Here is a 13,827-nt window from a genome sequence, read left to right on the forward strand (position 1 = left end):
TATGGATAATTTTAAAAAAGTAATCTTTTCATGAGAAACTTTGTTATTTCTGTGGCATTGTTGTGCGATTTGACGAGATCGCCCAGTGAAAAAAATTCCTTCATGATGAATTTGAATGGTTTCCTCGGCAGTAATCGTGGAAAAAAGGTTATCGGATGCCACGGCGCCCAAAGCTCGCTTTTAAAAAGTGCCCTGAGCGATCCCCGGCGAACCATTGGTACAAATCGTATTTGTCCAAGGCCGGAATTCCGGTTCCGCCGCTCCAGAATGATTCCAAGAAGCTTTTCAAAGGAACTGGTGTCCTCGCCTACCCAGAATTTCTGCGCCTCGCCGCCCGAAGGAAAAAGGAAAAGCGGTTTGCATGCTGCCAGTGTAATAATGATTTCCCTGATCGCCGATATTCTGGATGCTGAGCATTTTCGGATCGATACGTCGCCTTGCAGGTGCTTTACCACCTGATAGGTCAATATATTCGCCCACACAGTTTCCAAGATCCTCCGCACGCCCTTGAATTTCTTGACATATTCAGCGGTTGCTTCTTTTGAGTCCCAAATGCCGATGATCCGCTTCGAAACGGGTTCACTGATATTTTGAAGCCATCCGGTGGCAACAACCGCAGGGTCGAAATCTTTTAACTCAGCAAGACATAAAAAGGGCTCTATGTATCCCGGGTGATTCGCGTAAAACAATACCGGATATCCCTTGAGTTGATTTTTGTCGAAGCACCATTCCGCTTCCAGCGAAAAACCAACGCGGGCCAAGGTGTCCCATGCAGACTGCGACATGGAGATACTTGACATGTTTTTTAAACCAATGACAATTTCATTGATAAAACGATAAAACCTGAAACCGGTTAAAACGTACCACAAGGCTTGCTTGATACGGAATCCTGCAAATCGCATGTTGTTTTTATACGCATTGACCATTGCTTCAAGACCATATTGCCTGAATATGGGCAGTAATTTTTTGGGGGTGTCCGCGGATCGGGTTGATTCCATGTGCGGATAAATCTGCTTGTTTTTAAATTTTAAGGCGTGGATTACTTATTTACCGCTCGTATTCTTTTCACCGCTTTTACTAAAGCGTCAACTGCGGTGAGAATGTTCTGTTTTGTATTCTCTCTGCCAAGCGAAAACCTGATCGCGCTGACCGCTTCGGCCTTTCTTCTTCCGAGGGCGAGCAGTGTCCGGGATGGACCGATTGATCCGGAAGAGCAGGCTGCGCCCCCCGATACGCAAATGCCATCTTGGTCCAGCGATGCAAGGAGCGATTCAGTCTCGGCACCAGGAAAACAAAGGTTCAACGTGCCGGGAATCCTGTTTTGCGGATGGCCGTTTCTGATGACATTTTCTATCCTTGCGCAAATCTCCTTATACATTATTTCCGTCAGATCATACAGGCGTTTTGCTTCATTTTCCATGGCGCCGCAGGCGATTTCCGCGGCCTTGACAAATCCGAGTATCGCCGGAAGGTTTTCGGTGCCGGTCCTGATGTGCCGTTCCTGGTTTCCGCCGTGCGTTCTCGGGGCGATTTTCAGTCCGCTCCTGATATAGAGCGCCCCGCAGCCTTTGGGACCGTATATCTTATGCGAAGAAACCGACAGTAACGACAGCCGCCCTTTACTGACATCAAGGGGTATTTTTCCAAAAGCCTGTACGGCGTCGCTGTGAAAAGCAATTTTCTTTTTTGCCAGTATTTCACCGATTTCTTGAATCGGCTGTATGGTTCCTATCTCGTTGTGGGCAAAAATTATTGATACCAGCGCGGTTTTTTCATTTAGGGATTCTTCCAAGTCGTTCATTTTGATGATGCCATGCTCGTCAACGGAGACTTGTTTGACTTCATAGCCTTTACCGGCCAAATAATTGGCGGCATCAAAAACCGCAGGGTGCTCCACGGATGAAATAACTAATTCCCGGCCGGGGAACCTTTCCATAAATCCTAAAACGGCCAGATTGTCCGCCTCGGTGCCTCCCGAGGTAAAAAAAACTTCTTTGGGAGAAGCACCGATAAGTTCCGCAAAACGCGCGCGGGCATTTTCGAGTTTGGCAAAAGCTTTTTGGCCGACCGAATGGAGCGACGATGGATTACCCCAAAAATCTTTCATCGCCTCATTCATGACATCCCGGACTTCAGGAAGCACCGGCGTCGTGGCGTTGTGGTCGAGATAAATAAGTGTTTTTTCCATGGTTTCAATATACTATTTCCATTTCTGTATCTTTCACTCCGGCGCGGTTCCTCCGGCCTTTTTAATAAAAAGCAGCCAAAGAAAAAACGGACCGCCAAGCAATGCGGTTATCACACCCACCGGCATTTCCGCCGGAGCGATCACCACGCGCGCAGCCGCGTCGCAGAGAACAAGAAATATCCCTCCGCTCAAAAATGTTGCGGGGCCGAGGATCGTATGCCGTGTTTTAAAAATCATTCTGCAGATGTGCGGCGTCATGAGGCCGACAAACCCGATGGGTCCGCACACCGATACAATGCTGCCGACAATAAGGGTGGCCGCGAGCAGAAGCAGGTTTTTTGTACGCGAGACCCTCACTCCCCTGCTTTTGGCCAAATCCTCACCGACGAGCAGGTGGTCAAGTTCAGGAAGCTTGAAAATCAGAATGAAAATGCCGCCCGCAAGAAAGGGAAGCATTGAATAAATTTGATTGTACCCCGTGATTTCGATGCCGCCCATGAGCCAGCGCACGATATGAAACGAATCGCGCAAAGAGCTAATGTATTGCATGAACATGAGAATGCTGGAAAAAAGAAAACTGATGGCGATGCCGGCGAGAAGCATGGTGACACCCGAAGAGGTGCGACGCACTGATGAAAGCAAATAGACGCATGCCATTGAAATCGCAGCGCCTGCAAACGCACCGAATGTAATAAGGGGTATCCCGAAAACCGTGCCGCTGATGCCTGCAAGAATTATGGCCGCCGCCCCGCACGAGGAACCGCTCGCTATGCCGAGCGTGAACGGGTCTGCAAGAGGATTACGGAACATTGCCTGGAACACCAAGCCGCATAAGGCAAGTCCCGAACCCGCAAGAAACGCCGCAAGCACGCGCGGCACGCGCAGTGAAAAGAAAATCGCGGTCTGCAGGTCATCCTTGAACAAGTTGCCGGGCGCAATAAAGTCCATGCCCACGAAGGGAGCGGTCAAAAGCACAAAAACAGTCGCGATAAAAAGGAGAAATAATTGGACAAGGCTTGATTTTGATATCATGCCATTTCTCCCGGCACAATGATGCTTCGCTGTGAAGAAACACATTGCGCCCTTTCAAAACGTATGGAAAAAATTTCTTCGAGAATGGATGGACACCTTATTTTAAAATCGCTGGTGGTGCCGGCAAAAAATAAGCGCCCCTCATTGAGGGCCGCAATGTTGTCGTATTGCGAGATGGCGCTATTTGCGTCATGGGTTATGGTGATGATGACCGTGCCGTATTCATCGTGAATTCTTTTCAGGGACTGGTGCATGAGCTCCTGATGGAGCGGATCAAGAAATGATGACGGTTCGTCAAGTAAAAGGATTTTACTTTGCTGCGCAACCGCGCCGGCAAGAAATGCCCTTTGCAGTTCGCCTCCCGACAGCGAGAAAAGCTGCCTCGATTCCAGATGTTCCATGTCGGCGAGGCGAAGAGCATCGCGAACGATCCGTCGGTCGTCCTGGCGCGGAATGGCCATCAGTCCCTGATACGGGAAACGGCCGAGCATGACAAAATCAAAAACAGTGTAAGGGGCAAATCCCGGCGTCGCGGCCTGCGGCACATAAGCGATCTCCTTCGCCACGTCCCGCGGCTTGAGCCGGGTAATATCCTTTCCATTGATAAAGACGCATTCCTGCGTTACCGGCAGTAAACCCGCCATGCATTTTACCAGCGTTGATTTTCCCGCGCCGTTTTTTCCTATGATCGACCAGGTTTCTCCGCCGTAAATCGACATGGATATGTCTTTAAGCACGGATTTGTCCCGGTAGGAAAAACTCAGGTCTTTTATTTGTATCATGGGAGCCATGGTCATGCCGTTTTATTTCCGGTGTTGCTGCTGGAATTTCTGAACCGCTTTTCTGATATCATTGAAAACAAGTCCTAATCGAGGACCGGGAATGCTCAGGTAATCGCCCGCGGGGCAAAACACGAGGCCGTTTACCACTGCGGGCACCACTGCCAGTTCTTTCCAGTCATTTGTTGCCTTTTCCCGCGATGTGCCTGATACGGACGCCATCACATCGATAATTATATCCGGCGCGAGCCTTATGACGCCTTCCGAAGAAAATGTCGGGTAGGAAAACAAGGAATCGCGATACACGTTCTCCCCGCCCGCATCATGCATCAATTCGTTGTAGAAACTTTTAGGTCCTGCAAGATACACCTTGGAAATCCTGCCTGAACCGGGATTGTCCCTTCCGATGCAGAAAAGAATTTTCGGGCGGTGCTCCGGCGCACAAACGCCGGAGAGCTCCGCCATTATTGACGCCTTGATGGAATCAGCTTGTTTCGTTTTTCCGCAGATCTCCCCTATCACCGTAAAGGACTGCAGGATCTCCTTGACGTTTTCATTTTCAATGACCTTGCCGCTTATGCGGTTTACGGCAAGGAATTCCGACAGGGATGAATGCTGTTTCAGCAGCAGCACAAGGTCGGGTTTAAGCCTGAGTATCATTTCATAATTCGGATTAAGGTAATCCCCGATTTTCGGCAGGTTTTTCACCTGCGGAGGATAATTGCAGTACCGGGTGACGCCAACAACCCTGTCCCCCGCGCCGAGCGCGAAAAGCGTTTCGGTTATACTGGGCGCAAAGGATATAATGCGGTGATATTCGCCTCTTGACTGCCGGATGCCCGGATTTTTCCCGGTACATCCTGCAAATGCAAGTATCAGCGATAGCAAGGCTAAACTGACGGGACGCATGTCGATCATCCGCTGCTCAATTCATATTCAGATATGCCAGTGAATTGGGCGGCAGTCCGACGTTTTTTGTCGTTCCGACCTTTGTGTCGCTCGCAGGGTCGATAATCACGATGCCCGGGTTCGATGCGCTCCGGTCGCCTATATACAAATCATTTCCGTCAAAGACCATGTGCCCGCTGCATGGCGCATCAACACCCGCAATTTTTGCGCCGACGGTTTTAGCCTGCGGATTGAAGGAATGCAATTCAGTGGTGAACGTGGGCGTCGAAATCACCGCATATCCTTTTGCGTCGCTTATCACGATGATTGAGGATATATCGCCTCCGAAGTCGGATTCCGAAGCGACCGAGCCGAGGTTCGAACCAGTCGCGAGGTCGATGACTTCTATCCCGGCGTCGTTGACTGTCCAGATGCCCGCACCGCCCACATACAACTTCCCGTTGCAAATCGACAGCTCTTGTGGATTTTTATAAACAAGGTTGATGGATTTCACGACACTGTCGGTCGCGGCGTCCACCACGACGATCTTGCTCGTGTCGGCCGCCTGGATATACCCGCCGGCCGGAGCCTTGAGCCGCTGGCAGGCAATATACACCTTGCCGTTGTAATACAATTCCCTGCTCATGTACGGATACGCGTCCGCGCTGTCGGTATGCGCGTAGGTGTCGAAAGCAGAGAGGTCTATTGACGCGCCCGTCTTGACGCCCGTTTGCGGATCCACGACGGCAATTTGCGCGCTGTAAAGTTGCGTGACATAGGCCCTGGAGGAACTGATCACCGCGATGTCTTGGATGTCAACAGATGCTCCGACGTTCTTTTCATAAACGACCGTGGATTCGGCGATGACCGGGCCGTTGATCCGCATCAGGTTGTCCTTGCCGTACCTTTCGAGGACGTAAATCGCCCCGTCGGAGCTCCTGATGTCGTTGTCCAACCATATGGACAAAAGGTTTTTGTATGCGATTGAATCCGAAATGCTGTACGAGCCCATGTTGCCCGACGAAAAGGTGTAATCGATGGTCACCGCGGCAACGGTCTCCGAAGCGGCGGCCTGCGGGATGTTCGGAGCATTTACTTTGCCGCATCCGGATAGGACCAGAAAAATACCGCACGCTGAAAAGAAAATCTTGTTCATACTACGCACTCCTTCTTTATTTGTTTGTGTATACGCCGACATTTACCAACCAATAGTTTCGAGTTGTTCGGGTCCTTCCGGCACTTTTCATATTCAAGAAAGGTGACACAACGGTCATCGTCCAGTTTCATCTCCAATTAAAACGCACATTTTAAAACCGCATATTGGGTGAGTCCGGGCAAAGGCCTTTGGAAATCGTAGTCGCGAACGTTGAGATAGTTTTCAATTCTATACGAAACATCGAAATGGTCTCCCACCGTGCATCCGATGGCCGCGTTCAACTGCGGAACATCCTGAACCACGCTGTCCGTGTTGCCGAAGTTCGTGAAATATCGCGAAACAAAACGGGCCGAATGGCTGGCATACCAATTCTTGTATGTTAATTTGATGGTGAGGCAGTCCTTGAACCTCGGCTGCAGGGGTTCGTCCGTTCCGTTCCACGCGGAATAGAGGTCCGAACGCACGATGTTTTCCATATAGGTAACCGAATTTGAAATCGTGACCCAGGGCAAAGCCGTTACGGCGGCATCGCTTTCGATGCCCCAGCCCTGGACTTCAGACGCGTTCATGGGCGAAAAAACAAGGTTATGCCCGATGTACACGATCTTGTTCCTGGTGTCGTCCCAGAAGACCGAAGCCGACAGCGCAAGCCGCGGACGAAGAACGGAAAGACCGACGTCGTATTCGAGCCTGGTTTCCGGAAGTAGCGCGGGGTTACCTCTTACGGTCGCGCTTTGAGAATACAATTCCGAGAACCCGGGGCTGCGGCTGGAATACTGGGCGCCGCCGAGAATGGAGAGCCAGGAACAGGGATGGTAATTGACTTCGGAAAAACCGTTCGGAAACCCCTTTTTCGAAATCCCGCCGCCGGCGACCGGGCCGTACGAAGAGATGCTGTCGTTAGTTGAATCGATCTGGTACCGGTATATGCCGCCGATGCGTGCGGAAAGGTTGTCCAGGAAATGGACGTCAGCTTCCGCGCCGGCCTTGCCGACAAGCCGGATGAAACGCGATTGTACCTGGCTTGCGGGCGCAAGCAGGTTTGTGTAATCGAATCCGTCGTAGCTTCCGCTGAGCAGACCAGTGGCGTTCACGCGGTTTCCCACCGTCCATTTTACCACGCCGTCAAGTGACCCGAACGGCTGGGACACATCGGTTGAAATCGGGGTGGTCAGATAATAAGGCCTGCTTCTTTGAAACTTCTGTTCATCGGTCTTTGCCTTGGCAGTCACCATGATCATCAATTTGGGATTGACGGTCGCCGCGTACGACTCCACAAGCGAAACCAGGTTATCTTTCACCGTTCCGTCGTTGAGCCCCGCCTGCGGAAGGTAGAAGAGGCCCTCGTTCGTAACGCGCGCCGAAACATGCGACGTGAGCGTGTTGCGGTCGTCAATCCTGAAGACGTTTGAATATGCCGACGAAAAAGTGGAAAAGAAATTATTGTCCATCGTTTTTTGCGAATCGTCGGCCGCGATGGTCTGGCCGTGCGTCACGGAGCTGTCCGTATAGGGGTAATTGTTGTCGGCCCATCCGCAGTTCACCGATAGCCGGTGGGTCATGCGCCCCAGAGTCTTCACCAGGACAGCGCTTCCAATGCGATACCCGAACGAACCCGCCTCCAATAAAACGCTCGCGGCGTCTTTCTTCGCGCCGGAGCTGAGCTCTATGACGCCGCCCGCGTTGTCGCCGAAAAATTCAAGGGGCGGCGCGGCCTTGTAAACGGTGACCGTCTCGAGCGACGGCAGCGGAATTTTGGAAATGTCGACCGATTCGCCGGTTGCGCCGTTGAGGGGCACGCCGTCGAGGTACACCTGCACTTGGCTCGGCGAACCGCCGCGGATGGATGCGTCGGCGTAGTGGCCGAACCCTCCCCTGTTGCCGACCGTCACGCCGGAAACCGTTTCGAGCGCGGACTGAAGGTCGGCGTATCTGCCGGAGAAATTTTTGGACTCCATGATCACGCGCGAAGGGGTGAATTCCCTGACCCTGGCCCCGGTTACCACCATTCTGTCAATTGCCGTTTCGGAATCCGGTTTCGGAAGCGGTCGATGAACGGGTGATGTGCCGGGCGCGGCAAACACCGCGCTGTCCCGCCATTGGACCGGTGCGGCGACCGTTTGCGCCCGCATCGAATCGGGCTGGCCGCGGGAGGGGTCGATGCCGGAGGCGGCGGCATGGACAAATGCGAAAACGCACGGACAGATCAGCAGCGTAAACTTGTGCACCGGTCGAGATTCCTTTGATCCCTTACCTCGGGGATCGCTCGGATTAAGAGAAAACGTCATCTTCAGGTAGGTCTCCTGGCTCCCCCGTATCGCCTTCCCGTTTCCGTTTGGAAACAGTGGCACTGGTTTGAGACTGCCTCACGCACGCGCAAGGCGGGGTTACAGTGGCGGGTCCGCTCCCGATTTTAACGGGATTCCCTTGGCACCTGAAAATGAGAAAGAACGAGTATTAATTTAATTAAAAAATCAAAATGAGGACAAGAAAAAAAATACCGGGGCATGAGATTACCTGCCGCTATATCATCAGCAAATAATTCCGGCCTCGGGGCCGGTGAGGTGAGCCGGGGTTTTGCCTGATGCCTGCTGTCTCTACTGTTTTTCTTTGTATTTCTCAGGATCAAGATAGATGACATCGAGGAAGACTTTATCGAAAATCAGAAAATCCTTGTCAGTAGTCAACAATGTCGCTTTGAGGACTGACGCGGTGGAGGCAATCCAAAGATCGTTGTCGCCAATGGCTCTGGCGGATTGTCCGGGAGGAAGCTGCTTTTCAGGATGTTTACCCAGTCGATACGCATCAATCTCCGCGAACTGAGCCAAAATTGATGAATTATTGATATCAACGGCAGGGATAGATCTTAGAAGTTTCTTCAAGATATCTTTTCTCTGTTCACCCCATTTTCGACACACGGCAAGAGAGTACATTTCCCCTATCGATACGATCGAAACAACCGTGTAATTCGGAGGCACCGACGGACCATATTGGTTATCGACAAGCAGAGCAAGTGTTGATCCGCGCACGTAATGAACCAAAACATTCGTGTCAAGAAGGTATTTGGCCATGGTGATTACCGGTCTTCGAGTTCCCTTACAAGGTCATCGATGGATTCATCGCCAGGCCATTTTCCCCGGATGTCGTCGAGCCAGTTGCGGCGCACGGCCTCTGCCGTTAGTCCGCGCGTAAATTCAAACTCCGTTTGGACAACCGGCGCAGTCTCGAAGACTTCCTCACCTTCTTCCATGAGCTTGAGCATTTGCGCCTCAAGCAGTCTAACCTTGCCGGATGGCTTGTAGCTGACGATACCTTTTATGGTTACTTTTTTGCCCCAGAGGCGCCGCAAGTCTTCGACGTCAAGGAACTCCTGGTCTATTTGTCCTTGAATAACCTGGCCATCCGCCATGTCGAGACGGAACCGTTTGCGGCTGTAGGCGACTTCTTCAAGTATTCCGGTCAACATGAACGCCTGAGGATCGGGAATCTTGATTTTGAGTTTCTCCACCTTTTCAATTGTTGGCATGTCAATTGAGAAATCCTCATTTTTGTTTTCTTCGCAATGAATCTTAATGCTCTTCGCATGCTCTGTAAGAAACGGCTTCATAGCCAAGAAACTCATGAGGACCCCGGAGTCGTAGTAATCGCTTTCGAGGTTCTCCGTAGATGTGTCGCGGACCGAACGGGAAATAAAAGAAATCGCGGTATCCCCAGGCTTAGGCGGATTGCCCCATATGTCTTGCTGAACCGCCTGATCAGGGATCGCATCCTTCAAATAGGGTGCTTCGATATTGAGTACCGTAGATCCCTTTTGAAGCCCTGTGAAGACAAAATCGGTCGCCTTTGCAAGCCATTTTGGAGCAGGGCCGGTTTTGGAACTTTGCCCCTCGATCGCCAGGCGCAATCCACGTTCGGCGCATGAGGTGAATTGCTCCAGAAAAGTAGATAGTTCGCGAGTGGAAATCGTCCCCGAGGGAGAATCCAACCCTTCGAGCTTGAGTTTATATTTTAGTGTTTTCATGTGTCACCCCCGTTTGGTATTATACCAAATTATATAACATTCGCGCAGAATCATGGGCAAATAAAACCAAGTTTCCGCGGAGCCGAGCATGCTTCTCCATGGCTATCACTTCGACTTCGCTCAGCGCAGGCGCACTGTCGGTAGAGACTACTGTCGAGGACGACAGTGACACACGGTTTTCATTCCTGGTCACGTAAGACACCCGTGCACGATGCACGATGTGCTGAAAACCTCGCCGAATTCCACATTTTATACGCCTTGATTACTTCTTCCCGTCCTGCACGATCTGGTCAAGCCGCTCCCCATCTATGTTCGTCTTAATCTGTACCCACACGGGGAAATGATCGCTGAGCTGGAAACTGAATTTTTCCTTGGTATAATTACCGTCGGGAAACAAATCGGCTATCTTCGATTTGTTCAGGTAAAAGTCGAGCGTGCCGCCGAGGTTGCTGAAACGGTCTGCTACGGAGGGCATGTGCAGTATTTGATCGTATCTGGCGTTATTCGAAAGGTTGGAGCCGCCTATTGTCCGGTCGCCCACGGTGAGATTCCTGAGGGCTTCGGGTACGAGAAGCCCGCGGCTGGTAAGTGCCTTGAGAAGATCATCGTCCAGTGAAGGCGTGTTGAAATCACCCAGGACAATCAGGTCTTTGTCCTCCACGTTTTTGTCCTTGAACCTGGCGTCGATCCAGTCGGCAAGCATTTGCAGTTCCGCCTGCCTGCCGGCCAGGTCTTTTCCCCAGCGCGCGTGCTCCGCGATGGCGATAAAATCGAAATTGCCCGATCTGAAGGAACACATGTACGGCGCGCGCCAGAACGAATGTCCGGCAAGGTATTCGTCCCCTTTCTTTGATCTTGGAGCGTCGATTTCGGCGGCAAGCCCGTTAAACGTCACCGCCCTTTCGTCGAAAAGAAAAGCAATCCGTTCCGAGTTTCCTCCGGAATCATCCATCCAATCGGAATACACCACGTCCCAACTTGGTCCCAGAATGGGCAGAACACGGCCCAGGTCCGTGAGATCGCTCCGCAGTTCCACTAATGCAACAAGGTCGAACTGGCCCAATATTTCGGCAATGTAGTGTATGGCGGCATCAGTACGATGAACTTTGCCGAATTCCCGTATGTTCCAGATTGCCACGTTAATAGTTTCGTCAAGTGTTGACGGAGGTATCTTTGCGGCATCGATACGTTGTTTTAGTTTGATAAGGCCCTGGGCGATCTGGGGAGAAACGTTGCCGTGATGCATGGAGAAGTCCTTTCCGTGAATTGGCGGTCAAAATTTGCATGAGGAAAATGAAAGAAACCCTTAGGAAAATGCACTTGTAAACCATGTTGAAGCCTTGATTCCTGTTGATAGAAATATAGAAAAAGCGTTGTGCAAAGAAAGGAACATCAAGTCCGATTTTGATTGAGGGTAAGTTTGGGCGTTCCCCCCACTATACTGTAATAAAATAAATAAGAGCTGGGCGTTGCCCCGCTTCGCATGAAGATAAAAGGTTTGGGCGCCCCGCCGAGTACGGCGGCGGCCCTCGCTCCGGTCCACCCCTTCGGGTGCTTCCAAGGGTCGTCGGGCTTCGCCCTCGGGCTGCCTGCCACGAGGGCACTTAGTGCCGTGGTCAGGCAGCACCGCGCTCCAGCGCGGCCTCCAGTCCTGCCTAACGCGGGGCAAAGGAACATTCCCCACTTGTAAATAACCGCCTACGCAAATTTCATTTGGCTTGGCTTTGTTTTTTCAACGCCACTGCAGGCGCGGCGTCTCTTGCAACGCGGTGCAGACTTCTCACCCCTGCACTGTATCCACATCCGCCGGCCGCACCACAATCGGCACAATCAGCGTGAACAGCACCAGGAGAATCGACCCGATATACCCCTGATAGATTCCCCACGCTTCGAACGGACCGCCCAGCGTATAGGTCCAGATTACAAACGAGAATGCCGATACAACAAGCTGGGCGACGTTCTTGACACCCGAAATCTTCCACAAGTACAGCGGCACCAGCATGAGAAGGGCGGCCGCCGAGGCGGTGAGAACGACCTTTACCTGGTCTGCGGGAACAACCCCCGCGATCACGGTGTAGGCGCCCAGGATTTCGGTTGGAATAAGCTTGACCAGCTTGTCTACGTACGGCTGTGTAACGGATACTTCGCGACCCATAATACCTTGTCCTTTCCGTTTGTGAGTGTTGTGATGGGGATTTTTTATGGTTTCATGCCTCAGCGAACATATCGGTAACACGAAAAACCAAGTAAGGCAGCCCCAAAGTGCCTTTGGATAACCGAATTATTATTCTATCCAAGCACCTGACCCCATTTTTCGCCCACCTTACCCACCTTTTCGCTCACCTGACTTGCCTTTTTGGTCACCTGACCACACTTTTCGGTCGCCTGAGGCACATTTTTGATCGCCTGAACCACCAATTCGGGCACCTTAGGACTTGATTTGGCCACCTTAACCACTTATTCCGGCACCCTAGGACTTAATCCGGTTACCTTATTAACCTCATGCTGGGCCTTCTCACCAACGGGGTCGGGGCCTTCTGCCCCGAACCCCGACCAAGGGGCGCTCTGCAGCAAGCGCCCCTTGGATCCCCGTGCCGCGCCCGCAGCGCCGCCTTGTCCCTCGGCCTCCGGGCCGCTCATGAACTCACCCGGCAGGATATATGTCTTAATTGTAAAAAGATGCCGGGCTCGGACAGCACGAGCGGCCAATCCTTCGGCCTCGGGGGCGTCGCTGATGGCGGTGGAAGAGAAATCCATGACGTTTGGTTGACTCCAGCTGCGTTACTAAGAGAGACTACTTCATTAAACACGCGACGCAAAATCTTCCTCAAGTGAATAACCGGCCGGGACAATTGCCCGGCCGATGTTTACTTGGCAGTTGCCGCAGTTTGGGCGGCGGCCGCGGGCGCAGGCTCGGGTTTAGCAGAAGACGAAGACTGGCGGCTCCTGTATGTGCTGTAATAGTAATCGAGCTTTGTCTTGTCCTTGCGAAACGCATATTCGGCGGCGTCCAGCACCTCGGACATCACGGCACGCATGTACGAGAACGCGCGGTCGCGAAGGTCCTTTGCGTCGGCAGTTCCCTTCTCGACAAATGCCTTCGCATACAATTGACCAAGATTTCCAGCCTTCTCCGTGGCCTGGTCCAGAAGCCCTGCATCAAAGTTGATGATCTTGAGCTCGCCGGGATACTTCTTTCCAAGCTGGGCAAGCGCGCTCAGGTCCTGTATCATGTCCGCACCGCCCGACCCCTCGCGGATGCGCCTCACCGCCTTCACCGCATCCGGCACCTTGCGCAAGCCGAACGACATGGCGGAAAGCAAATCGTCGCGCAGTGCATACGCCTGCGGCTCTTCCGTGGCCCACTGCTTCGACGCGTCCTTGAGCTCGCCTATCGCGGCAACATACTGGCCCTGCGCATAACGCAAGGCATTGACCGACGCGCCAAGCTCGGTTATCACCGAGCCGTCCAGGCCCACGGCCTTAAGCGCATCCGCATCCTGTGAAGCCGCGGTCGCCATGATGGCCCCCTCGTTTACGGCCTGCTCCATGGGCATGTCCTGCTTGCGCAGGGCCTTTTTGTCCATCGCCTTGAGCTTGGGCAGCAACGCTTCGAAATCCTGCTGGTCCGACATAGAGACTCCCTTCGAAAAAATGGTTTGATGTGGTTTACGGGTAACCATGCCATACGGGCCGGCATTCCGCTTACAAAGCGGAAAACAGCGCCTGCATCATACCCGTTTTAAGAAATTTGATGAATGAA

Annotated in this window: 12 protein-coding genes and 1 riboswitch; all 12 genes read right to left on the reverse strand. The window is 52.3% G+C overall.

The annotated features are described in order from the left end of the window. Positions 1–11 precede the first annotated feature (11 nt). The 12 genes from VLX68_00005 to VLX68_00060 all read right to left on the reverse strand — a co-directional run bounded on the left by VLX68_00005 (position 12) and on the right by VLX68_00060 (position 13,699). On the reverse strand, positions 12–998 hold the full coding sequence (locus VLX68_00005) for a hypothetical protein (protein ID HUI90602.1): 987 nt from the start codon (positions 996–998) through the stop codon (positions 12–14). Positions 999–1,039: 41 nt separating this feature from the next. After that, positions 1,040–2,188, reverse strand: coding sequence for a cysteine desulfurase family protein (locus tag VLX68_00010; GenBank protein HUI90603.1), 1,149 nt, complete (start codon positions 2,186–2,188; stop codon positions 1,040–1,042). 33 nt (positions 2,189–2,221) lie between these two features. After that, positions 2,222–3,220 (reverse strand): iron ABC transporter permease, encoded by a 999-nt coding sequence (locus VLX68_00015; protein HUI90604.1) that lies wholly within the window; start codon positions 3,218–3,220, stop codon positions 2,222–2,224. Then, positions 3,217–4,011, reverse strand: coding sequence for an ABC transporter ATP-binding protein (locus VLX68_00020; protein HUI90605.1), 795 nt, complete (start codon positions 4,009–4,011; stop codon positions 3,217–3,219). Before VLX68_00020 ends, VLX68_00015 begins: the two co-directional genes overlap by 4 nt. A gap of 12 nt (positions 4,012–4,023) precedes the next feature. Beyond that, a complete protein-coding gene (locus VLX68_00025; protein ID HUI90606.1) occupies positions 4,024–4,917 on the reverse strand; it encodes a helical backbone metal receptor in 894 nt (297 codons plus the stop codon). A 7-nt stretch (positions 4,918–4,924) separates the two neighbouring features. Continuing rightward, positions 4,925–6,043, reverse strand: a complete 1,119-nt coding sequence (locus tag VLX68_00030; GenBank protein ID HUI90607.1) for a hypothetical protein — start codon at positions 6,041–6,043, stop codon at positions 4,925–4,927. Between the two features lie 137 nt (positions 6,044–6,180). Beyond that, positions 6,181–8,271 (reverse strand): TonB-dependent receptor, encoded by a 2,091-nt coding sequence (locus VLX68_00035; GenBank protein HUI90608.1) that lies wholly within the window; start codon positions 8,269–8,271, stop codon positions 6,181–6,183. A gap of 47 nt (positions 8,272–8,318) precedes the next feature. Continuing rightward, positions 8,319–8,514, reverse strand: a riboswitch (cobalamin riboswitch). Positions 8,515–8,640: 126 nt separating this feature from the next. Beyond that, positions 8,641–9,114 (reverse strand): type II toxin-antitoxin system VapC family toxin, encoded by a 474-nt coding sequence (locus VLX68_00040; protein ID HUI90609.1) that lies wholly within the window; start codon positions 9,112–9,114, stop codon positions 8,641–8,643. Positions 9,115–9,119: 5 nt separating this feature from the next. Then, the gene (locus VLX68_00045) at positions 9,120–10,064 is read right to left on the reverse strand and encodes a hypothetical protein (protein HUI90610.1); all 945 of its coding nucleotides are present in this window, start codon (positions 10,062–10,064) and stop codon (positions 9,120–9,122) included. A 262-nt stretch (positions 10,065–10,326) separates the two neighbouring features. Then, complete coding sequence (locus tag VLX68_00050) at positions 10,327–11,310, reverse strand: endonuclease/exonuclease/phosphatase family protein (protein HUI90611.1); 984 nt, start codon at positions 11,308–11,310, stop codon at positions 10,327–10,329. A gap of 534 nt (positions 11,311–11,844) precedes the next feature. After that, entirely contained in the window at positions 11,845–12,219 is a 375-nt protein-coding gene (locus tag VLX68_00055; protein ID HUI90612.1) for a hypothetical protein, read from the reverse strand. Between the two features lie 712 nt (positions 12,220–12,931). Next, positions 12,932–13,699 (reverse strand): hypothetical protein, encoded by a 768-nt coding sequence (locus VLX68_00060; GenBank protein HUI90613.1) that lies wholly within the window; start codon positions 13,697–13,699, stop codon positions 12,932–12,934. Positions 13,700–13,827: the final 128 nt, after the last annotated feature.

It is taken from the genome of Chitinivibrionales bacterium (assembly GCA_035516255.1).
Lineage (GTDB): Bacteria > Fibrobacterota > Chitinivibrionia > Chitinivibrionales > FEN-1185 > FEN-1185.